17 protein-coding genes and 1 pseudogene are annotated in these 19,457 nt (G+C 69.1%); 7 read left to right on the top strand and 11 right to left on the bottom strand.

What is annotated here, in order from left to right; translation table 11 throughout:
• Positions 1 to 39: 39 nt before the first annotated feature.
• The 3 genes from MZV50_RS14595 to MZV50_RS14585 all read right to left on the bottom strand — a co-directional run bounded on the left by MZV50_RS14595 (position 40) and on the right by MZV50_RS14585 (position 3,082).
• Complete coding sequence (locus tag MZV50_RS14595; protein WP_252629894.1) at positions 40 to 297, bottom strand: GlsB/YeaQ/YmgE family stress response membrane protein; 258 nt, start codon at positions 295 to 297, stop codon at positions 40 to 42.
• Positions 298 to 570: 273 nt separating this feature from the next.
• Complete coding sequence (locus MZV50_RS14590) at positions 571 to 2,250, bottom strand: sensor histidine kinase (RefSeq protein ID WP_252629892.1); 1,680 nt, start codon at positions 2,248 to 2,250, stop codon at positions 571 to 573.
• Between the two features lie 70 nt (positions 2,251 to 2,320).
• Positions 2,321 to 3,082: a glutaredoxin family protein gene (locus MZV50_RS14585; RefSeq protein WP_252629890.1), complete on the bottom strand. Its 762-nt coding sequence runs from the start codon at positions 3,080 to 3,082 to the stop codon at positions 2,321 to 2,323.
• A gap of 69 nt (positions 3,083 to 3,151) precedes the next feature.
• On the opposite strand from MZV50_RS14585, the gene MZV50_RS14580 reads away from it, so the two are divergent.
• Complete coding sequence (locus MZV50_RS14580) at positions 3,152 to 3,562, top strand: MerR family DNA-binding protein (RefSeq protein ID WP_252629888.1); 411 nt, start codon at positions 3,152 to 3,154, stop codon at positions 3,560 to 3,562.
• On the opposite strand, the gene MZV50_RS14575 is transcribed toward MZV50_RS14580, so the two are convergent.
• The 7 genes from MZV50_RS14575 to lptF form a co-directional block, all read right to left on the bottom strand.
• Positions 3,559 to 4,080 carry a GNAT family N-acetyltransferase gene (locus tag MZV50_RS14575; protein ID WP_252629886.1) on the bottom strand — a complete coding sequence of 174 codons (522 nt, stop codon included), beginning with the start codon at positions 4,078 to 4,080 and terminating at the stop codon, positions 3,559 to 3,561. The genes MZV50_RS14580 and MZV50_RS14575 overlap by 4 nt on opposite strands.
• A gap of 5 nt (positions 4,081 to 4,085) precedes the next feature.
• On the bottom strand, positions 4,086 to 4,904 hold the full coding sequence (gene rsmA, locus MZV50_RS14570) for a 16S rRNA (adenine(1518)-N(6)/adenine(1519)-N(6))-dimethyltransferase RsmA (RefSeq protein WP_252629885.1): 819 nt from the start codon (positions 4,902 to 4,904) through the stop codon (positions 4,086 to 4,088).
• Positions 4,905 to 4,926: 22 nt separating this feature from the next.
• Positions 4,927 to 5,925 carry a 4-hydroxythreonine-4-phosphate dehydrogenase PdxA gene (gene pdxA / locus MZV50_RS14565; RefSeq protein WP_252629884.1) on the bottom strand — a complete coding sequence of 333 codons (999 nt, stop codon included), beginning with the start codon at positions 5,923 to 5,925 and terminating at the stop codon, positions 4,927 to 4,929.
• Positions 5,922 to 7,283, bottom strand: a complete 1,362-nt coding sequence (locus tag MZV50_RS14560; RefSeq protein ID WP_252629882.1) for a peptidylprolyl isomerase — start codon at positions 7,281 to 7,283, stop codon at positions 5,922 to 5,924. Before MZV50_RS14560 ends, pdxA begins: the two co-directional genes overlap by 4 nt.
• A 167-nt stretch (positions 7,284 to 7,450) precedes the next feature.
• Positions 7,451 to 9,880 carry an LPS-assembly protein LptD gene (locus MZV50_RS14555; protein WP_252629880.1) on the bottom strand — a complete coding sequence of 810 codons (2,430 nt, stop codon included), beginning with the start codon at positions 9,878 to 9,880 and terminating at the stop codon, positions 7,451 to 7,453.
• Complete coding sequence (lptG, locus tag MZV50_RS14550) at positions 9,873 to 10,979, bottom strand: LPS export ABC transporter permease LptG (RefSeq protein WP_252635246.1); 1,107 nt, start codon at positions 10,977 to 10,979, stop codon at positions 9,873 to 9,875. Before lptG ends, MZV50_RS14555 begins: the two co-directional genes overlap by 8 nt.
• The gene (lptF, locus tag MZV50_RS14545; RefSeq protein ID WP_252629879.1) at positions 10,976 to 12,115 is read right to left on the bottom strand and encodes an LPS export ABC transporter permease LptF; all 1,140 of its coding nucleotides are present in this window, start codon (positions 12,113 to 12,115) and stop codon (positions 10,976 to 10,978) included. The genes lptG and lptF overlap by 4 nt, the downstream gene beginning before the upstream one ends.
• Positions 12,116 to 12,343: 228 nt before the next feature.
• Here lptF and MZV50_RS14540 point away from each other — a divergent pair, with 228 nt between their 5' ends.
• The 5 genes and pseudogenes from MZV50_RS14540 to MZV50_RS14520 all read left to right on the top strand — a co-directional run.
• Entirely contained in the window at positions 12,344 to 13,825 is a 1,482-nt protein-coding gene (locus MZV50_RS14540; RefSeq protein WP_252629877.1) for a leucyl aminopeptidase, read from the top strand.
• Between the two features lie 2 nt (positions 13,826 to 13,827).
• The gene (locus MZV50_RS14535) at positions 13,828 to 14,292 is read left to right on the top strand and encodes a DNA polymerase III subunit chi (RefSeq protein ID WP_252629875.1); all 465 of its coding nucleotides are present in this window, start codon (positions 13,828 to 13,830) and stop codon (positions 14,290 to 14,292) included.
• Positions 14,292 to 14,645: a peptidase inhibitor I78 gene (locus MZV50_RS14530; protein ID WP_436792227.1), complete on the top strand. Its 354-nt coding sequence runs from the start codon at positions 14,292 to 14,294 to the stop codon at positions 14,643 to 14,645. Before MZV50_RS14535 ends, MZV50_RS14530 begins: the two co-directional genes overlap by 1 nt.
• 89 nt (positions 14,646 to 14,734) lie before the next feature.
• Positions 14,735 to 17,221: an MASE1 domain-containing protein gene (locus MZV50_RS14525; protein WP_252629873.1), complete on the top strand. Its 2,487-nt coding sequence runs from the start codon at positions 14,735 to 14,737 to the stop codon at positions 17,219 to 17,221.
• Positions 17,222 to 17,385: 164 nt separating this feature from the next.
• Positions 17,386 to 17,667: pseudogene (locus tag MZV50_RS14520) on the top strand (c-type cytochrome); the annotation flags it as partial.
• 3 nt (positions 17,668 to 17,670) lie between these two features.
• On the opposite strand, the gene MZV50_RS14515 reads toward MZV50_RS14520, so the two are convergent.
• Complete coding sequence (locus MZV50_RS14515) at positions 17,671 to 18,420, bottom strand: SDR family oxidoreductase (RefSeq protein ID WP_252629871.1); 750 nt, start codon at positions 18,418 to 18,420, stop codon at positions 17,671 to 17,673.
• Positions 18,421 to 18,550: 130 nt separating this feature from the next.
• On the opposite strand from MZV50_RS14515, the gene MZV50_RS14510 reads away from it, so the two are divergent.
• Complete coding sequence (locus tag MZV50_RS14510) at positions 18,551 to 19,456, top strand: LysR family transcriptional regulator (protein ID WP_252629869.1); 906 nt, start codon at positions 18,551 to 18,553, stop codon at positions 19,454 to 19,456.
• The last annotated feature ends 1 nt before the right edge of the window (position 19,457 follow it).

Below are 19,457 nucleotides of genomic sequence, written 5' to 3'. Positions count from 1 at the left end.
TAGGCGGCGGACTTTCGTCCGCCGCCACGGGCCGGGCGCCTAAAGCGCGCGACGGCCGAAGATCAGGTGGTACAGCGCCAGGATGACGACGGCGCCGATGGTGGCCACCAGCAGGCTGTAGAGGTTGAAACCCGACACGCCGCTGTTGCCGAACTGGTTGAACAGCCAGCCGCCGACGAACGCGCCGACGATGCCGAGCACGATATCCAGCAGCACGCCGCTGCCAGTGCGGTTGACGAGCTTGCTGGCGATGAAGCCAGCGATCAGGCCCAGAAGGAGCCAGGCGAGAATGGACATCGTAGGGACTCCGTGAGCGGTCGCCCTGTGCGACCCTGCCCAATCAAGAGCCCGACGGCGCCGTTAGTTCCCGCGCACCCGATCTTGCACGTAGGCGATCAGCTTCTCGGCCGGGGCGCGACCCAGCGCGATGAACAGGCCGGACCCTAGAACGGCTCCGATCAGAAACGACAAACTCATCGCGCGACTTCCCCTGCGACTAACCAGGAAGAGCTATCGCAGCGCACCATGGCCGAGCCAAGGCGACATCGGGGCGCTGCGACGATCGGTCGTTCAGGCGCCCGTCGGTTGGGCCGTTCGGGGCGGGGTCAGGATGGTCAGCACGCAGATCAGGCCGCTCGGCGCGTAGTCGAAGTCCGCCGCGCCGGCCAGGTCGCCTTTCAGGCTGGCGGCGATCAGGCGCGAGCCGAATCCCTTGCGCTTGGGCGGTTTAACCTCGGGGCCGCCGGTCTCGCGCCAGTCCACGACCAGGCGCGTACGACCGTCCAGGCTCCAGCGGACGGCGACCTGGCCGGCTGGCGTCGACAGGGCGCCGTACTTGGAGGCGTTGGTTGCCAGCTCGTGGAAGATCATCGCCAGGGCCACGGCGGCGTTCGGGCGCAGCGGCAGGGGAGGGCCTTCCAGGCTCACCTGACTGGCGTAGGGCTGCAGGACCTCGGCCAGCAGCTCGCCCAGGTCGGCGCCCTCCCAGCTGCGGCGGGTCAGTAGGTCGTGCGCCGTGGCCAGGGCGTGGATGCGGTCGTTGAACTGGGTCAGGCCCTGGTCGCTGGTCAGCTCGTCGTTCTTGGCGCGCAGGCTGTGGCGGGCCAGGGACTGGACGACGACCAGGGTGTTCTTCACCCGATGGTTCAGCTCGTTGATCATCAGCTGCTGGCGCTCGGCCGCGCGGCGGGCCTCGGCGTCGCGGGCGCGCAGGATGTCGGCGGCCGCCTGCAGCGAGCCGCGCACCTCGGCGATCTCCTGCAGGTGCGAGGGCGCGGGATCCAGCGGCGCGCCGCCGGCCAGGGCCTCGGCCTCGCCGACCAGGCCGCGCACGTCGCGCGAGATCGGGCGGGCGAAGGCGAAGGCGGCCGTGACGCCCAGGGCGATCAGCAACGCCGCCCCGGCGACGGCGGGGCCCAGTGAGGTCATGACGGCGCGATTCAGCTCCTCGCGGGGCACCCCGACGATGAAGGTCCAGCCATAGGTCGGCGAGCGGCTGAAGGCCGACAGGGTCTGGACGCCGTCCAGGGTATGGGTGCGCACCACGCCGTCATTGGCGCGGGCCATGGCCCTGCGCATGTCCGGGCTGGCGTGCTTGCCCAGCATCTTGTCCTGGTCGCGCGAGCGGGCCACGAGCGCGGCGTTGCGGTCGACGATGCTGGCTGTCCAGCTGTCGGGGAAGGTCTGGCCGGTCATCAGGGCGTGGAAGGCGGCCGGGTGCTGCATGTAGGCCAGCACCAGCAACTTGCCCCTGACCAGCACCGGCACGTTGGTGCCGATGATCGGACCGGCCCCGTGGCGGGGGATCAGGTTGCTGACGTTCGACTTGCCCGTCGTCATCTCGCTCCAGGACTGGGGTGTGACGGGCGCGATCGGTCTCGGCTGGCCCGGCGGTATTCGGGTGTTGATCAGCTGGCGATCCATGGTCATCAGCACGATCCAGCCTTCGCGCCCCTGCACGGCCTCTCGGGCCTGCTTTTCGAAGGTCGCCAGGTCGCCCTCGGCCAGGGCGGGCGAGACCGCCAGCCCCTGCAGCACGCTGTGGCCCTGCTCGATCTGGCGGTCGGTGGCCAGGGACAGGGCCCGGGTCATGGCGACCAGTTGGGTGGAGAAGCGTCGCTGGCCCTCGTTGTATTGCATGGCCACCAGGGCGCCCATCAACAGGATGGCGGGCGCGGCCAGGGTGAGGGCCATGAACAATAGCCGCCGCGCGACGGTTGAAGGCGCATTCCCCGCGCTGTTGGTGGTCACGTTCGCCCCGCTTAGCCCAGGGGCAAGCTGGCGACCGTCGGCTCTACCGTCAATAGTTTTCCCGACGGTTTCACCCGTGATAGGGGCTCAACATCCAGATCGCCATGGCCGCCATCAGCAGGTTCTCGGTCAGGGACACGAAACCCAGGGGGACGTTGCTGTCGCCGCCGACGCAGGCGCACTTCAACGCGCGCTTGTCGATATAGACGGCCTTGAACACCGACACCGCGCCGACGACGCCGATGAACAGGCCCAGCGGCGCGGCCAGCCAGGTCAGGACGCCCGCGGCCATCAACACCCCCGCCGTCAGTTCGGCGAACGGATAGACATAGCCATACGGAACCCAGCGCGCGGCCAGGAGGTCGTAGTTCAGGAACATCGTCGAGAAGCTCTCGACGTCGCGCAGCTTCTGCTGGGCCAGAAGGACCATGCTGAAGGCCACGAACCACTCGGCCGCGCGAGCGGTCAGCGGGCTGCCGTACGCGGCCTGGCTGGCCGCCAGGGCCAGTAGGGCGGCCACGGCGAACAGGGCGATGACCGGCGCGTAGGTCAGGGCCTTGGGATCGCGGACCTTCTGGCCGAAATGCCGGCGCAGATCGTCGTAGCCGCCAACCCGCTGGCCGTCGATGAACACCTGGGGCGTGGTCTTCACCCCGTGTTCGGCCTTGAAGGCGTCGGTCTCCTCGCGGGTCTTCAGCCAATGATCCTCGACCGCGTAGCCCCTGGATTTCAGCAGGTGCAGCGCCTTCAGGCCGTAGGGGCAGACATGCCCGGGCATGACCATGCGGTAGAGCTGGGCGGTCTTGGCGGTGGTCGCCTGGGCGGGACGCATCGCATCACTCCTGGATTCGCGATTGGACCCGCCCCATGTAGGTTCCGTACCATGGTACGGAGTCAAGGCATGGCCAACACGATCGCGGCTTTGGCGCGCGAAGGCGGCGTGGGCGTCGAGACGGTGCGCTACTACCAACGCCGGGGACTGCTTCGAACGCCCGAGAAGTCGGGCGGCTCGGCGCTTTCGGGCGGCATCCGGCGCTATGACGGCGAGGACATCAGGCGGCTGAAGTTCATCCGCGCCGCCCAGGCCGCGGGCTTCACCCTGGAGCAGGTCGGCGAACTGCTCGACCTCGACGCCAGCGAGGACCGTGCGCGGGCCCGCGCGTTGGCGCGGGAACGGATCGAGGCGCTGGACCACAAGATCGCCGAGCTTCAGGCGGCGCGGGAGAGTCTGCAACGGCTGGCCGCGGCGTGTGGCGAGGGGCGGGCGGGACCGTGCCCGATCATCTCGGCCTTCCGGGTCGACGGCGGCTAGCCTGGCCGGGCGGCCAACCAGTCGTCCCGCGTCAGCGCCAGATCGATACTGTCGCACCAGGTCTCTCCGACCAGCCAACTGCGCTCGCGCCGGCCGGTCTCGCCGAAGCCGTGGCGGGCCAGCAGGCGCAGGCTGGCGGCGTTACGTGGGTCGACGTCGGCGATGACGGCGTCCAGGCCATGGACATCGAAACCACGGGTCAGCACGGCGGTCAGCGCCTCGCTCGCCAGACCTTGACCCCAGCTGTCGGGGTGCAGGATGAAGCCGATCTCCGGAAAGCGGTACAGCCCCGCCTTGCCGATCACCCGTCCTTCGTGCTCGACGACGAAGTCCTCGCCTTCGCCGGAGGGGATGTCGATCATGGCCCGCAGCCACACCGCCGTGCGATCGAGGTCCGCATGGGGCGGGGTCGACCAGTAGAGGGTCGCCTCGACCGAACTCAGCACGGCGTGCATGGCCTCCAGATCGTCCGGACGGGCGGTGCGAAGGCGCAGGCGAGGGGTAACGAGGACGATCACGGGTGTCAGGTCTGCGTGGCCTTCGCCAGGGCCAGGAAGCCCGCCAGGTCGATGACCTCGGCGCGGGCGTCGGGGCTGACGCCGGCCTTCTCGCACAGCTCGGCGCCACCCAGGGCCTTGAGGCTGGAGCGCAGCATCTTGCGCCGCTGGCCGAAGGCGGCGGCGGTGACGCGCTCCAGGGCGGCCACGATCCCGGCGGGCGGCGGATCGGCCTTGGGGACCAGGCGCACGACCGCCGAGGCCACCTTGGGCGGCGGGGTGAAGGCCTTGGCCGGCAGGTCCATGACGGTCTTGGCCTCGCACAGGGTCTGCGAGATCACCGCCAGGCGGCCGTAAGCGTCATCGTCGGTCTGGGCGACGATGCGATCGGCGACCTCCTTCTGGAACATCAGGGTCATCGACAGCGGTCGGAAGGGGCCGGTCAGCCAGTTGATCAGGAGCTGGGTGCCGACGTTGTAGGGCAGGTTCGAGACCACGTGAGCCGGGCCGCCGGCGGCCTTGGCCCCGTCGACCTTCAAGGCGTCTCCTTCGATCAGTTCCAGGCGGCCGTCGGCGACCTCGGCGACTTCCGACAGCAGGGGCAGGAAGCGGCTGTCCTTTTCGATCGCCACCACGCGCGCGCCGGTTTCCAGCAGGGCGCGGGTCAGGCCGCCGGGCCCGGGACCGACCTCGACCACGGTGTCGCCTTCGCCGACCTGAGCCAGGCGGGCGATCTTGCGCGTTACGTTCAGGTCCAGCAGGAAGTGCTGGCCGAAGCTCTTGCGCGCCAAGAGGTCGTGGCGCTCCAGGGCCTCGCGCAGGGGCGGCAGGTCGGCCAGGCTCATCTTACGTCTTTCTCAAGGCCTCTCAGGCGCCGCGGCGGGCGGCGATCTGGTCCGCCAGCTTGATGGCGGCGATCAGGCTATCGGGCCGGGCGATCCCGCGTCCAGCGATGTCGAAGCCGGTGCCGTGGTCGGGCGAGGTTCGCACGATCGGCAGGCCCAGGGTGATGTTCACCCCGCCCCAGAAGTCCAGCATCTTGACCGGGATCAGCGCCTGGTCGTGATACATGCACAGGACCCCGTCGAAACGGGCGCGGGCCTCGGCGTGGAACAGGGTGTCGGCCGGCGAGGGGCCCGTGGCGTCGACGCCCAGGTCCCGCAGCGCGCGGACGGCCGGTTCGATGATCTCGATCTCCTCGCGTCCCAGCGCGCCGCCTTCGCCGGCGTGCGGGTTGAGGGCGGCGACGGCCAGGCGCGGGGTCTGGATCCCGAAGTCCTTGCGCAGGGCCTGAGCGGTGACCAGGCCGCTGTTGACGATGCTCTCGATGTCCAGCGCGCCCGGGACCTTGGCGATGCTGGTGTGGATGGTCACCAGCGTGGCGCGCAGATCGCCGGCGGCCAGCATCATCACCGGCCCGCGCGCGCCCTCGAAGCGTTCGGCGGCGGTCAGCTCGGCCAGGAACTCGGTATGGCCCGGAAACTTGAAGCCCGCCTCGTAGAGCGGCGCCTTGGCGATCGGGGCGGTGACCAGACCCGACACCGCGCCGGACAGGGCCAGGCCGACGCCGGTTTCGATCCAGCGGATCACCTGCGTCGCGTGGACCGGCGAGGGCTGGCCGGCGATGACGGGCGAGAGCAGGGGGATGTCGATGACCGGCAGGGCCTCGGCGAAGACCTCCAGGGCCTCGCGGGGCCCTGTCACCGGGCGGACCTTGACGTCGCCGCCGGCCGAGGCCAGCAGCTGGGCGTCGCCCACGACCACGAAGGGCGGTCCGTCCTGGCGGAGCGCGCGCCACGCCTTGGCGATGATCTCGGCGCCGACGCCGGCGGGATCGCCGGCGCTGAGGGCGAGCGGCCGCGTCACCGGGTCTCGATGGTGGCCTGGTTGCGCAGGTCGCGCAGATAGCGCTTGGCGATCAGGGCCAGTTGCTGGCCGCGCAGCCGGTTCTCGATCTGGTCGTGGGTGGGCGCGTTGGCCCCGCCCTGGCGCTTACCGCAGACGGCGATCAGGTGCATGCCGGCGTCGGTGCGGATCGGATCGGAGACCTGGCCGACTTCCAGCTTGTTGGCCGCGTCCTGGAAGGCCGGGGCCAGATCGGTGATCTCGGCCTCGCCGAGGTCGCCGGCGACCAGGCCGTCCACCTTGCCGGCGGTGGCTTCCAGCGTCGCGCAGCTGGTGATCTTGGGCTTCAGGTCGGTCAGCAGCTTGGTGGCCGCGTCGACCTGGGCCTGAGTGGCGTCGGCGGCCAGGGGCGCGGCGACCTGCTTGAGGTCGACGATGGCCGTCTTCGAGCCCGCGCGCTTGTCGCGCAGATAGACGATGTAGACGCCGTCCTTGACCTGGATGGGCTTGGACAGCTGGCCGGGACGCAGCTGTTCCAGAGCGGCGTCGACCTCGGGCGGCATTTCGCCGGGGCTGATCCAACCCACGTCGCCGCCGTTGGCCGCGGTGGCCGAGCCCGAGAACTGGCGGGCGACGGCCGCGAACGGCGCGCCCTGCTGCATTTGGGTGATCAACTGGTTGGCGCCGTTCTCGGCGACCTGCATGCCGCCGACGCGGGCGGCGTCCAAGAACACTTCGCTGACCTGGTACTGCGGCTTGGCGGCCGACTCGGCCAGACGGCGCTGATAGGCCTTGATCTGGTCCTCGCCGATGCGCAGGCGCGAGCCGTAGCGGCCCTGGATCCAGGACTGCCAGCTGCTATCGGCGCGCAGCTGGGCGCGCCAGGTGTCCAGGCCGATTCCCTGCTGGACCAGCGACTGCTTCAGCTGGTCGGGGGTCATCTTGTTGGACTGGGCGATGTCGGCGATCTGCTCGTCGACTTCCTTGTCGGTCGAGATGATCGTGATCTTCTGCTGCTTCTCGACGCGACGCAGCTCCTGCATCTGCAGGTGCTCGTCGATCAGCGAGCGCAGGGCTTCCTGCTCGATCTGCGGCAGGTTCTCCTGGGTAGGCTGCATGCCCGACGTGGCCATCAGCAGGCGCATGCGCTGCATCAGGTCATAGCTGGAGACGATCTCGTCGTTGACGACCGCGGACACGCTCTCCTGCAGCGGCTGGGGCGCGGCGGGCTGCGCGGGCGCCGCCGGCGGCGCGTCGACCTGGGGCGGAGCCGCTTGTTGCTCTTGCGCCAGCGCCGGCAAGCCGAGGCTCGCCACGGTCAGGGCGAGAATGGACGCGGCGCCGGCCGCGAAAGTCGTCACGCTACGCGCAGACCGCATGGATAGTGTCGTTCCTCTAGTCCCAGGCCGCACATGGCAGGCGCGGTCGGTTATCATGTTTTCGGAAGTGACGAACGCCAAATCTGACGTTTCCCCGTGGTCGTCGCCCCCGAGACACACCCGGGAGACGGACGCGACAACGCTGCACGCCCCCCAAACGTGTTCACTCATCTTGCGACGCTACCTGCACTGCCCAATGTGGCGAACGAAAGGCTGAAGACGATCGTACGGTCAGGCTGCAGGCGCAGGCCCGAAGCCGTCGAGGCGTAGCGGTCTTCCTGCTGGTAGATGACGTCGATGCGGATGCAGTCGTCCTGGTAGGCGACGCCCACGTCGCGGCGGCGCCAGACGTCCGCGACCATGTCGCGCTGGCCGAAGGTGGTCAGCGAGAATCGCTTGGTCAGCTTCAGTTCGCCGCGCGCCTCGAAGCTCTCCTGGCGGGAGCCGTTCGAGTCCAGTTCGTCCTTCAGATAGCGGATCGAACCGTTGGCGCGGGAGGTGTAGGCGTCGATCCCGGTTTCGATCCGGTGGATCTCTTGGGTGTCCGAGTCGAGGCGGGTGCGGGCGAAGGCGGTGACCCCATGGATCGGCGTGACCGTGGCGGCCACGATCCAGTCCGACGACTTGGTCTGGAGGCCGGTGCGGGCCGGCAGCAGGGGGTCGAACTTCGAGCGGAAGCTGCGGCCGACCAGCACGCTGCCGCCGCGCCCGTCAGGCAGGCTGTAGGTGGCGCGGCCGCCGACGTTCACGCGCTGGCCGCCTTCGTAGAGGTCGAAGCCCGGCGACTTGTTGGCGCTGAACAGGTTGGTCTCGTCGAACTCCAGCGTCGCGCTGTCCTCGTTGTAGAGGTAGGTCGTCGTGCCGTTACGGGCCACGACCGTGGGCACGCGCGAGCTGTCCGAGCCGGCGGCGATCTGGGCCAGGGGCTCCAGCACGATGTTGCCGCCATTGCTCAGCGGCTTGTAGAACGGCAGGCTGAAGTCGACGCCGCCCACGCCGAGGGCGCGGGTGTATTTCTCGCTGGAGTCGTCGCCCAGCGCGGCCGCCGCGGCGGTGACGTAGGTCTTGATCGAATAGGCGTCGGCGCGGGCCTGGGCGAACGGCGAGATCTTCAGGCCGTTGCCGACGATCGTGCTGGTGCGCCAGTCGGCCTTGACGCTAGCGCGGCTGGAATCGACGCCGTCCTGGCCCTTGTAGGCGCCGAGATAGTAGGGCGCCTCGCCGTATTGGCTCTCCGAGCGGTTCAGCATGACGCCCGAACCTTGCAGGCGCAGGCGGCCGCCCAGCACGGGGGCGTCCGGCTCCCAGCGGGCCTCGACCAGCGGGCCGATCAACGGGAAGGCGCCGCTGTTTTCGAAGGCGTTGGCCGTGCCGGTGGCGCTGGTGCCGACGACGCGCAGGCCCTGAACCGACACCGCCGAGACCGAGAACCACGACCGCTGGTCCTGGCGCGTGGCGTACAGCTGCGAGACCAGCCGATGGTCGTCGCTCGTGAACAGGCCGCGCTGCTGGTAGACGTCGTTGACCTTGTAGCGGTCGAAGATCAGGGCGTCCGAGGCGCGCTCGGCCGAGAAGCCCCACTTCCACTTTTCGTCGATATCGAACTTGCCATCCGCCAGGATGTAGCTGATCGCGGTGGCCTTGCCGAACCGGTCGCCGCGGATGTCGAAGTCCTTGTCGTAGCTAAAGCCGCCGCGCGCCTGCAGCATCCCCGAATAGAAGCGCTTGCGGTAGTCCACGTTCAGGAACGGGTTCACCTTGCTGTTGATCTGGGGCGTGACCACCACGTCCGAGGACGGCGAGATCACATAGAGATAGGGCTGCTCGTACGAGACGCCCCGGCTCTTGGAATAAGGCGTGATCTTGGGCGCCAGGAAGCCCGAGCTGCGCTTGGCCGACGGGTCCGGGTGCCAGAACAGCGGCATGTACAGGACCGGCGCGCCCCACAGGTGGATGACGGCGTTCTTGTAGTAGATCAGCTGCTTCTGCTTATCCTGGACGATCTTATCGGCCGAGACCGACCAGGTCGGGGTCGGCTTTTCGGCGCAGACCTCGCAAGGCGTGTAGATCGCCTTGTTCAGCTCCTGGATGTTGGCGTTGCGGCGCACTGCGGTGACCGAGGCCACCTTCATGTTCTCGTCGAGGCGGGCGGCGAAGTTGCGCGCGAATCCGGCCTTGAAGTCCTTGTCGGCCTCGAAGTGGTCGGCGAACTCGGCGGTGCCGTCCGGATTGATGATCTGGACGTGGCCGTTGGCGGTCACCGCGCCGGTCTTGTTGTTGTAGACGACCTCGTCGGCGCGCAGGGTTCGACCCTGATAGCGCGTCTCGACCGAGCCCTTGGCGGTCATGATCTCGTTCTTGTCGTCCCGGATCAGCAGGTCTGCTTCCAGGTAGTAGGCGTCGTCACCCAGGCCGTCCGACGGCGCTGTGGCGACGACGGGCGTCGGCGGGATCGCCGCCAGGCTCTGCTGGGCGTTGGCCGGGCTCGCGCAGGCGAGCGCCAGCCAGGCCGCGCTGCCCATAAGCAGGGCGCGGCCGGCGTGCGGGACGCTGTGACGCTGTTCAGTCATGGACGACCTTGGCAATGACTCACCCATCTTCCGTATAGCAAAGCAAAGTGAAGCCCGCCAAAAGCGCGACGGTCGGCGGCGTCCATGCGGCGATGAACGGGGCCAGAACGTCAGCCTTGCCCAAGGTGCTGCACAGTTCGTTGAAGAAAAAGAATCCGAAGCCCAGCGCGACGCCCGAACCGGCGAGGGCGGCCAGACCGCCCAGGCGCATCAGGCGCAGAGAGAACGCCGCCGCCAGCACCGACATGGCCGCGAACAGCAGGGGCGTCGCCAGGTCCTGCTGCAGGCGCAGCTTGAACGGCGCGGCCGAGAAGCCGGCGTCCTCGGTGCGCTCGATCGTGGCCGGCAGGCGCCACAGGGCCACGGCCTGGGGCGTGTTGAACCGCTCGGACGCGGTGCGGTCGTCCAGGTTGGACGGGATCGACAGGCTGTCGGAACGGATCGCCCCGGCCCCCGGCGTGGCCTCGCGCACGCCGGTCAGGCGCCAGAAGCCTGGTTCCAGCTTGGCCTCGTTGGCCTCGATGCGCCGCGTGAAGTCCATCACGCCCTTGGCGTTCAGGCTGTAGACGAACAGCGACACGCCCTTCAGCCGCACCGAACCGTCGATGACGTCGCGGGCCCGGGCGCGGATGACGATCTGGGTCTTGTCGTCGCCCTGCCGCAGCCATGTGCCCTTGGGCGCTTCCTTCAGGTAGCCGTTCATCAGGGCGTCGCGCTCGGTCTCGAACTTGGCGGTCATCGCCGTGGTCAGAGGGTTGAGCAGGGTGATGGTCAACAGGCCGATGAAGAACGAAGCGAAGGCCGCCGGCATGATGAAGCGCCAGGCCGAGACGCCGGCCGCGCGCATGGCGATCAGCTCGCTGCGCCGGTTCAGCTCGACGAAGGCCCACATGGTGCCGAACAGGAAGACGAACGGCGCCAGCACCAGGATGGTGGCCGGGGCCTGCAACAAGGTCAGGTAGAGCAGCTGCAGGAAGCTGGCGTCCGCGCGCGTGCCGACATTGCGGGCGATGTCGACGAAGGCGATCAGCATCACCATCGCGCCCAGCACCGCCAGGGCGCCGACCAGCGCGCTCATGGTGCGCTTGAGGACGTAGCGTTCCAGCATGCCCATGGTCAGCATCAGGCCGCTCCCGTCCAGGCCGGCGCGGCCTTGGCCAGCTTGCGCCGGATCCGGGCCGAGACTTTCTGGCGGAAGATCTGCGACAGGCCCCACCACATGGCCGCCAGCGGCACCAGGTACTGCAGGATGTTCAGCCAGGGATCGTCCTCGCAGGCGGCCTGGACGCCGAAACCGACGATGCGGACGATGGCCGCGGCCGCGCCGACGGCGGCGATCCGCTTGCCGTAGCCCATGCGGCTGAACGAACCGCCCAGCACGGCCGCCAGGGCCATGGTCATCAGGGCGATGTTGTACAGCGGACCGGCGAAGCGCGAATGGCCTTCGGCCAGCATCTTCTCGCGGTTCCTCTGCTCCCAGTCCTGGGTCATGTCCGGGAAGAACAGCTCGTGCGGATAGCGGTCGGCTATCTTGTAGTGCAGCAGCTCGTCGGAGTGGAACAGGCTGGACAGGTCGAAGGTGTACTCGTCGAACGAGGTGTACTGCAGCACGCCCTGGCGCGAGAACTGCTGGTTGGAGCCGTGGCGCATGATCAGCACCGGCTGGCCCTTGCGCGTGGCGATCTCGGCCTCGCGGGAGGAATAGGTCGAGGCCCCGCCGTTGGGCATTTCCTGGTGGATGAACAGGTTCTGGATCTTGTTGTCGCGGTCGATCGACTGGGCGTAGACGGTCAGGCCCGGGCCCGGCTCGGTGAACTGGCCCGGCTGGACCAGCGTCGAGGCGACGTCGGTCTTGATGTCGAAGGCCGTCTCGCGGATCTGGCGCGCGCTCCAGGGCTGCAGCCACAGGCCGGAGACCAGAGACACCAGGGCGGCGATCACCGCCAGGCGCATGGCCGGCGAGATCACGCTCCAGCGACTCATGCCGCCGGCGAAGCAGACGACGATCTCCTGCTCGGTGTGCAGGCGGTTCAAGGCCACCAGCGCGGCCACGAACAGGGCCAGAGGCATCATGATGCCCAAGAGCTGGGGCAGGGCCAGCACGATGATCTTCAGGAAGACCACCGCGCTCTGGCGCTGCTCCACCAGCACGTCGAACTCCGACAGGCTGCGCGCCAACAGGGCGAGCGCCACCAAGGCCGCGGTCGCCAGAAGCGTCGGACCCAGCAACTGGCGGAAGAGATAGCGTTCTATGAGGCGCATGAAGAAACGTTCGGGGCGGATGGATTCGTGGGACGAACCCCGAAGATGGGCCGTTCTACACGGGGGCTTCGCGTCGGCACAACCGGGGACCTGACTTGACCATTCCGACTGGGGCCGAACGGAGCCTTTTCTAAGGCGCGGCATTGGACTATGCCGCCTAGTCGAGAAGGGAGCGGCAGCGCCGTCGCGACGCGCCGCTTCGAAGTCGCCCAGATGCAGGAGCGCGGCATGCGTATCGAGTTCGTCCCCGTCGACACCCAGGCCGGCGCCACCGCCGCGCTGGCGGTTCTGGCCCACGAGGGCGCGGCCCTGTCCCCCGAGGCCAAGGCGGCCAACGAGGCCACCGGCGGCGCCCTGGCGCGCGCCATCGCCGGCGGCCGCTTCACCGGCGCCAAGGGCCAGACCCTGGACGTCGTCGCGCCGCATGGCCTTGAAGCGGCTCGCCTGGTGCTGGTCGGCGTCGACGGCGCGGGCGCGGTCGAGCCGGAAGCGGTCGAGACCGCCGCGGCCTCGGCCTACCAGGCCGTGAAGACCACGGGTGTGACCGAGCTGGTCCTCAAGCTGGGCGCCGACGCCGAGAGCGCCGCCCGCGCCGCGTTCGGCGCGCGCCTGGCCGCCTATCGCTTCGACAAGTACCGCACCACCGAGAAGGCCGAGAAAAAGCCGTCGGTCCAGGTGGTCAAGGTCGCCGCCGCCGACCCGGTCAAGGCCCAGAAGGCGTTCGAGCCGCTGTCGGCCCTGGCCGACGCCATCGTGTTCAGCCGCGACCTGGTCTCCGAGCCAGCCAACATCCTGCATCCCGAAGAGTTCGCCGCCCGCGCCAAGAGCCTGGAAAGTCTGGGTCTCGAAGTCGAGGTTCTGGGCGAAGCCGCCATGGCTGAACTGGGCATGGGCAGCCTGCTGGGCGTCGGCCAGGGCAGCGTGCGCGAGAGCCAGCTGGTGATCATGCGCTGGCTGGGCGCGGCCGATAAGGCGGCGCAGCCGATCGCCTTCGTCGGCAAGGGCGTCTGCTTCGACACCGGCGGCATCTCGATCAAGCCCGCCGACGGCATGGAGGACATGAAGTGGGACATGGGCGGCGCGGCCGCCGTGATCGGCGTCATGCACGCCCTGGCCGGCCGCAAGGCCAAGGTCAACGCCATCGGCATCCTGGGCCTGGTCGAGAACATGCCCGACGGCAACGCCCAGCGTCCGGGCGACGTGGTCACCTCGATGTCGGGCCAGACGATCGAGGTCATCAACACCGACGCCGAAGGCCGCCTCGTGCTGGCCGACGCGCTCTGGTACTGCCAGGACCGCTTCAAGCCGCAGTTCATGATCGACCTGGCCACCCTGACCGGCGCGATCATCATCTCGCTGGGTCATGACTACGCCGGTTTGTTCAGCAATAACGACGGCTTGTCGGAAAAACTTCTGGCAGCCGGCAAGGCCGAGCGCGAGCCGTTGTGGCGCCTGCCGCTGCCGGCCTCGTACGAGAAGCAGATCGAAAGCCCGATCGCCGACATGAAGAACATCGGCGGCCGGCCGGCCGGCTCGATCACCGCCGGCCTGTTCCTGCAGAAGTTCGTCAACGGCACGCCCTGGGCCCACCTCGACATCGCCTCGGTGGCCTGGAAGAAGCCCTCGACCGACCCGACCGTGCCGGACGGCGCGGCCGGCTATGGCGTGCGTCTGCTGAACCGTCTCGTCGCCGACGCTTACGAAAGCTGAGCATGGCCGACGCCGCGCCCTGCGAGGTCTGGTTCTATCACCTCGAGCGCTCGCCGCTCGAGGCCGTGCTGCCCGAGCTTCTGGAGAAGACGCTCGGGCGGGGCTGGAAGGCGCTGGTGCGCGGCGGCGATCCCCGGCGGCTGGAAGCCCTGGACCAGCACCTTTGGACCTATCGCGAGGACAGCTTCCTGCCGCACGGCCTGGCGACCGAGCCGATGGCCGAGCGCCAACCGGTGCTGCTGACCGAGCAGGACGGGAACCCCAACGCCGGCGACGCTTTGTTCCTGATCGACGGAGCCGAACCTGGAGATCTTTCAGGGGTTTCGCGCTGCATCCTGCTGTTCGACGGTCGCGACGATCAGGCGCTGTCGCAGGCTCGCGGACGATGGGCGGTGTTCAAGAAGGCCGGTCATCCGGTGTCGTACTGGCGCCAGGGCGCCGAACGCGGTTGGGAGAAGCAGGCATGATGCGGGTGATCTCGGGTCTCGGGGCGGCGTTGGCGCTGGGTCTGGTCGTGGCCTCATGCTCCAGCGCGCCCGAGCCGGCCCCGCCGCCGCCGCCCACGACGCCCACCGCCCCGCCGGCCATCGCTCTGCCGGCCACGCCGCCGACGGCCGAGGCCAGGAAGGACGAATGCGGCCTGAAGGACGCGCAACAGTATGTCGGCAAGCCGCGCACCAGCTTGCCGGCCCCGGTCGACCCGTCGCGCTGGCGGGTGGCCTGCACGACCTGTCCCGTGACGATGGACTACCGTGCCGACCGGCTGAACATCCTGTTCAACGCCGACACGGGCGTCGTTCAACAGGTCAAGTGCGGCTGAATCGCCACCGAGCAAGCTTTGGTGGCTCCCGTGCGTTTGAGATGAAATAACTCTGACAGCCGGAGATTCGTGACCGGCCGGTTCAGAGCATGGTCGACCAGCCGACGATCGGATCCAAGACCCGCGATGCGTTGGCGACCACGGTGTCGGCGGCGCTGGGCGTCGCCGTGGGCTTCGCGTTCCTGGCCTATCTCTGCGTCGAGATTCCGCGCGCCTACAATCATCTGACGCCGATCTGGCTGTCGAACGGCTTCCTGGCCGCCTGCCTGCTGTCGTCGCCGACGCGGCGCTGGCCGGCGCTGATGCTCGGCGCCGCGGTCGGGGCCCTTTTCGCTGGGGCGCATGCCGGCGACAGCCCACTGGTCAACGTCATCCTGGTCACCCTGAACCTCTCCGAGGCGCTGCTGGCGGCGAGCGCCGTGCGGCGGATGACGGGCGAGACGATCGACCTTGGGCGGCCGCGCGACATGCTGGCCTTCGTGGTGCTGGGCGGCTTCCTGGCCCCGATCGTGGCCGGCGGGGCGGCGTCGTCGATCTATACCCTGCTGCTGGGCGGTGACCTGCGGACCACGGTCGTGGGCTGGGTGCTGAACGACATCCTGGGCATGCTGACCATCGGCCCGTGCCTGGTGGTGTTCTTCAAGGCGGGGCTCTATCTGCGCGAGCGGCCGTTGTCGCGCGACGGCGTGCTGTCGATCGTGATCTGTTGCCTGATGACGGCGGCGGTCTTCGCCCAGACCAAGTATCCGCTGCTGTTCCTGGTGCCGCCGGCCATGCTGCTGGCGGCCTGGCGCCAGGAGGTGCTGGGCGCGGCCCTGAGCGCGGCCCTGGTGGCGGCGATCGCCATGGTCCTGACCATTTCCGGTCGGGGGCCGATCCATCTGATCCTGGCGGGAACGGATACGCAGTCGACGGTGCTGCAGCTGTTCCTGGCCGTCTCGACCTTCGTCAGCCTGCCGGTCGCCGCGTTCCAGCGCCAGCGGCGCGCCATCCTGGCCCATATCGTCGAGGCCCGCGCGGAGGCCGAACGCAGCGAGGCCCGCTACCGCCTGCTGGCCGAAAGCGCGCTCGACATCATCGCCCACAGCGATCTGGAAGGGCGGATGACCTACATATCGCCCGCCGCCCGCGCCATCCTGGGCTACGAGCCTGACGAGCTGCTGGGCGAGCGGTACGTGAAGATCCTGGTCGACGAGGATCGGGCCGCGATCCGCCGGGTGGTCGATGCGCAGCGGTATTGTCCCGAGGACGTCACCGCGCCGCCGGCCGAGACGGTCGAGTATCGCGCCTTCCGCAAGGACGGCCGGATGATCTGGCTGGAATCACGCCCGACCCTGGCCAGCGACCCGGTGACCGGCGCGCCGACCGGCATCACCGACATCATCCGCGACGTCACCGCCCGCAAGACGCTGGAGCTGGATCTGCGCGCCGCCCGCGCCGAGGCCGAGCAGGCGGCCGCCGTGAAGGGCGAGTTCCTGGCCAATATGAGCCACGAGCTGCGCACGCCGCTCACCGCCGTGATCGGCTTCGCCAACCTTCTGGCCGACGAGCCGGGCCTCAGCCCGCGCGGCCGCCGCTACGTCGACCGGATCACCACCGGCGGCCGGACCCTGCTGGCGACGATCAACGACATCCTCGACTTTTCGCGACTGGAGCAGGGGCGCATCACCCTGAGCCGGCGCCCGGTGATGATCGCCGACCTGGTGTCGGAAGTGCTGGAGATGCTGGCTTCCGACGCGGCCGCCAAAGGCCTGGTGCTGCGCGCGGTGGGCGACGAGGTCGCGCCGCCGGTGCTGCGGCTCGATCCCGAGCGCGTGCGGCAGGTGCTGCTGAACCTCGTGGGCAACGCCGTGAAGTTCACCGAGGTCGGCGAGGTTCGGCTGGAGACCGACTACGACCTGCAGGCCGGGCGGCTGCGGGTCAGTGTCACCGACACCGGGCCGGGGGTCACGGAAGCGGATCAGGCGCTGATCTTCGCTCGTTTCGCCCAGATCGACGCGGCCCTGACCCGCGAGCATGGAGGCACGGGCCTGGGCCTGGCCATCTCGCGCGGGCTGGTCGAGCTGATGGGCGGGGACATCGGGGTCGAGAGCACCCTGGGCCAGGGCGCGCGCTTCTGGTTCGAGATTCCCGCCCGGACCGGCCAGGATGATGACGCCGACGACGAGGCCGGCGAGGACGACATTCCGCTGCCGCCGCCGGGCAGCCGCGTGCTGGTGGTCGACGACAACGCCGGCAACCGCGAGCTGGTCCGCTCCGTGCTGGAGGCGGTGGGGGTCGAGGTGGCCGAGGCCGTGGACGGGGAGGAGGGCGTCGCCGCCGCCGGGGCCGCCCCGTTCGACGCCATCCTGATGGACCTGCGCATGCCGCGACTGGATGGCGTGTCGGCCGCTCTGAGGATCCGGTCGGAGGAGGGACCCAGCGCCCGCTCGCCGATTATCGCCTTCTCGGCCGATGTGCGTTCGGGGGCGCTGGATCCGGTGTTCGACGGCGCCACGCCCAAGCCGCTGACCGTGCTGTCGCTGCTGTCTACGCTAGCGGCGGCGCTCGCCACGCCGCGTCCGGCGACCGCCTAAGCAGAATCCCGAATTGGCGAGCGCGCCGCCGCCCGCGATCCTCCGGACGAAGCGGAGGTGTCGACATGTGGCGCGTGATGACAATGGGAGCGGCCTTGGCGCTGGCGATCGGCGGACCAGCCCTCGGGCAGGCCCGCGGGGGCGTCGAGCGGCCAGGCGAACAGGCGGGCTCTCCCGCCAGGGGCGCGGCCTTCGCGGCGCGCGAATGCTCGGGGTGCCACGCGATCACCCAGGACGGGGTCAGTCCGCGCATGGAATCGCCGCCGTTCGGGGAGATCGCCCGCAAGTACGCGGACTACCGTCTGGACTGGGAGCTGGAGACCATCGCCTCGGTGGGGCACTACGCCATGCCGCCGAAGGCGATGACCGCCATCCAGATCGGCGACGTCACCGCCTATATCCGCTCGCTGTCGATCGAGTCGGACAAGGGGCGACGCCGCCCCTGATCTTCACAGCGTGCTCATGCCGCCGTCGATGATCAGCTCGCTGCCGACGGTGAAGCGGCTCTCGTCCGAGGCCAGGAACACCACCGCGTCGGCGATCTCCCTGGGGTCGCCGAAGCGGCCGGCGGGGAGGTTGGCCAGGATGCCGGCCGACATCGCGTCCAGCGAGGCCTGGTCCAGGCCCAGCTTGCCATAGAGCGGCGTCGCCACCGGTCCGGGGCTGACCACATTGACGCGGATCCCGCGTCCGATCAGCTCGCCCGACAGCGTGCGGGCCAGCGAGATCAGGCCGGCCTTGCTGGCGGCGTAGACGCTGGAATTGGCCATGCCGATATGGGCGTTGATCGAGCCGTTCAGCACGATCGAGGCCGGATTGGCCAGGATCGGGGCCAGGGCCTGGATCAGGAACAGCGGGCCCTTGAGGTTGACGCCAATGGCCTTGTCGAAGGCGTCCTCTGTCCAGCTTTCCAGCGGGCCGAACGGCGCAACGCCGGCATTGACGAAGAGGGCGTCCAGCTTGCCGAAGCGCTCGGCGACCGCCTTGGCGATATCGGCTTGGGCGGCCACGTCGCCCGCGTCGGCCTGGATGGCCAGGACATCGGCGTCGAGGGCGACCTTCGCCTCCTGAAGGCGCTGGACGTTCGTGCCGGTGATGGCGACTCGGGCGCCTTCCTCGATCGCGCGCTGGGCGGCGGCGAAGCCGATGCCGGTGGTGCCGCCGGTGATCAGGATGGTCTTGTTGGCGAGGCGAGGCATGGTGTGTTCCTTCCGTTTGACGGGCCGGCGCACCGCGCGTCGGTCACGGGAGAAGATTTAGGCTGGGCATCGTTCTTGAACGATGGGCTAAAACGCGATCTATTATTCAGTTTTCCGGAATGATGAGTCCATGGACCGCCTGCGCGCCTTCGAGGTCTTCACCACAGTGGTCGGCAAGGGCGGCTTCGCCAAGGCGGCCGAGGCTCTGGACACCTCGCCGGCCAATGTCACCCGCTATGTCGCCGAGCTGGAGGCCCATCTGGGCGCGCGGCTGCTGAACCGCACCTCGCGGCGCCTGTCGCTGACCGAGGCCGGTGAAGCGCTGTACGAGCGGGCTCGCGCCTTCCTGGACGAGATCGCCGAGGCCGAAGCCGCCGCCTCGGCCAATGTCGCCGAACCGCGCGGTCGCCTCAGGATCAACGCGCCGCTCAGCTTCGGCGTCCTGTGCCTGGCGCCGCTGTGGCCGGTGTTCATGGCTCGCCATCCCAGGGTCGAGCTGGAGATCAGCCTGTCCGACCGCGTCGTCGACCTGGTCGAGGAGGGCTACGACCTGGCCATCCGCATCTCGCGCGGCGGCTCCCAGGCGCATGTGGCCCGCAAGCTGGCGACCTCGCGCAACATCGTCTGCGCCTCGCCGGACTATCTGAAGGGTCATGGCGCGCCCGAGACGCCGGAGGCGCTCGCCGAGCATCGCTGCCTGGCCTACAGCTACACGGCCATGGCCGAGGACTGGCGGCTGACCCATCTGGACGGCCGCGAAGCGGTCGTGCGGATGCGGCCGGTGATGTATTCGAACAATGGCGATACGGCGCGAGCGGCGGCGCTGGCCGGACAGGGCGTGATCTGGCAGCCCACGTTCATCGTCGGGGAAGACCTGCGAGCCGGACGCCTGGTGCGACTGCTGCCGGACTGGAGCCTGCCTGACATAGACGTGCTGGCGGTCTATCCCAGCCGTCGGCATCTCAGCGCCAAGGTGCGCCTGATGGTGGATTTCCTGGCCGAGGCGTTCAAGGGAACGCCGCCATGGGATCGGTAGA

This window comes from Caulobacter segnis (genome assembly GCF_023935105.1).
GTDB classification, from domain to species: domain Bacteria; phylum Pseudomonadota; class Alphaproteobacteria; order Caulobacterales; family Caulobacteraceae; genus Caulobacter; species Caulobacter segnis_B.
The sequence above is the reverse complement of the archived record's forward strand: the minus strand, read 5'-3'. Positions and strand labels throughout refer to the sequence as shown.

What these genes read in the sequence shown, in the direction of transcription:
- MZV50_RS14595 (WP_252629894.1), bottom strand. Translation starts at nt 297, where the DNA reads ATGTCCATTCTCGCCTGGCTCCTTCTGGGCCTGATCGCTGGCTTCATC.
- MZV50_RS14585 (WP_252629890.1), bottom strand. Translation starts at nt 3,082, where the DNA reads ATGCGTCCCGCCCAGGCGACCACCGCCAAGACCGCCCAGCTCTACCGC.
- MZV50_RS14580 (WP_252629888.1), top strand. Translation starts at nt 3,152, where the DNA reads ATGGCCAACACGATCGCGGCTTTGGCGCGCGAAGGCGGCGTGGGCGTC.
- rsmA (WP_252629885.1), bottom strand. Translation starts at nt 4,904, where the DNA reads ATGAGCCTGGCCGACCTGCCGCCCCTGCGCGAGGCCCTGGAGCGCCAC.
- MZV50_RS14560 (WP_252629882.1), bottom strand. Translation starts at nt 7,283, where the DNA reads ATGCGGTCTGCGCGTAGCGTGACGACTTTCGCGGCCGGCGCCGCGTCC.
- MZV50_RS14555 (WP_252629880.1), bottom strand. Translation starts at nt 9,880, where the DNA reads ATGGGTGAGTCATTGCCAAGGTCGTCCATGACTGAACAGCGTCACAGC.
- lptF (WP_252629879.1), bottom strand. Translation starts at nt 12,115, where the DNA reads ATGCGCCTCATAGAACGCTATCTCTTCCGCCAGTTGCTGGGTCCGACG.
- MZV50_RS14540 (WP_252629877.1), top strand. Translation starts at nt 12,344, where the DNA reads ATGCGTATCGAGTTCGTCCCCGTCGACACCCAGGCCGGCGCCACCGCC.
- MZV50_RS14535 (WP_252629875.1), top strand. Translation starts at nt 13,828, where the DNA reads ATGGCCGACGCCGCGCCCTGCGAGGTCTGGTTCTATCACCTCGAGCGC.
- MZV50_RS14530 (WP_436792227.1), top strand. Translation starts at nt 14,292, where the DNA reads ATGCGGGTGATCTCGGGTCTCGGGGCGGCGTTGGCGCTGGGTCTGGTC.
- MZV50_RS14525 (WP_252629873.1), top strand. Translation starts at nt 14,735, where the DNA reads ATGGTCGACCAGCCGACGATCGGATCCAAGACCCGCGATGCGTTGGCG.
- MZV50_RS14515 (WP_252629871.1), bottom strand. Translation starts at nt 18,420, where the DNA reads ATGCCTCGCCTCGCCAACAAGACCATCCTGATCACCGGCGGCACCACC.
- MZV50_RS14510 (WP_252629869.1), top strand. Translation starts at nt 18,551, where the DNA reads ATGGACCGCCTGCGCGCCTTCGAGGTCTTCACCACAGTGGTCGGCAAG.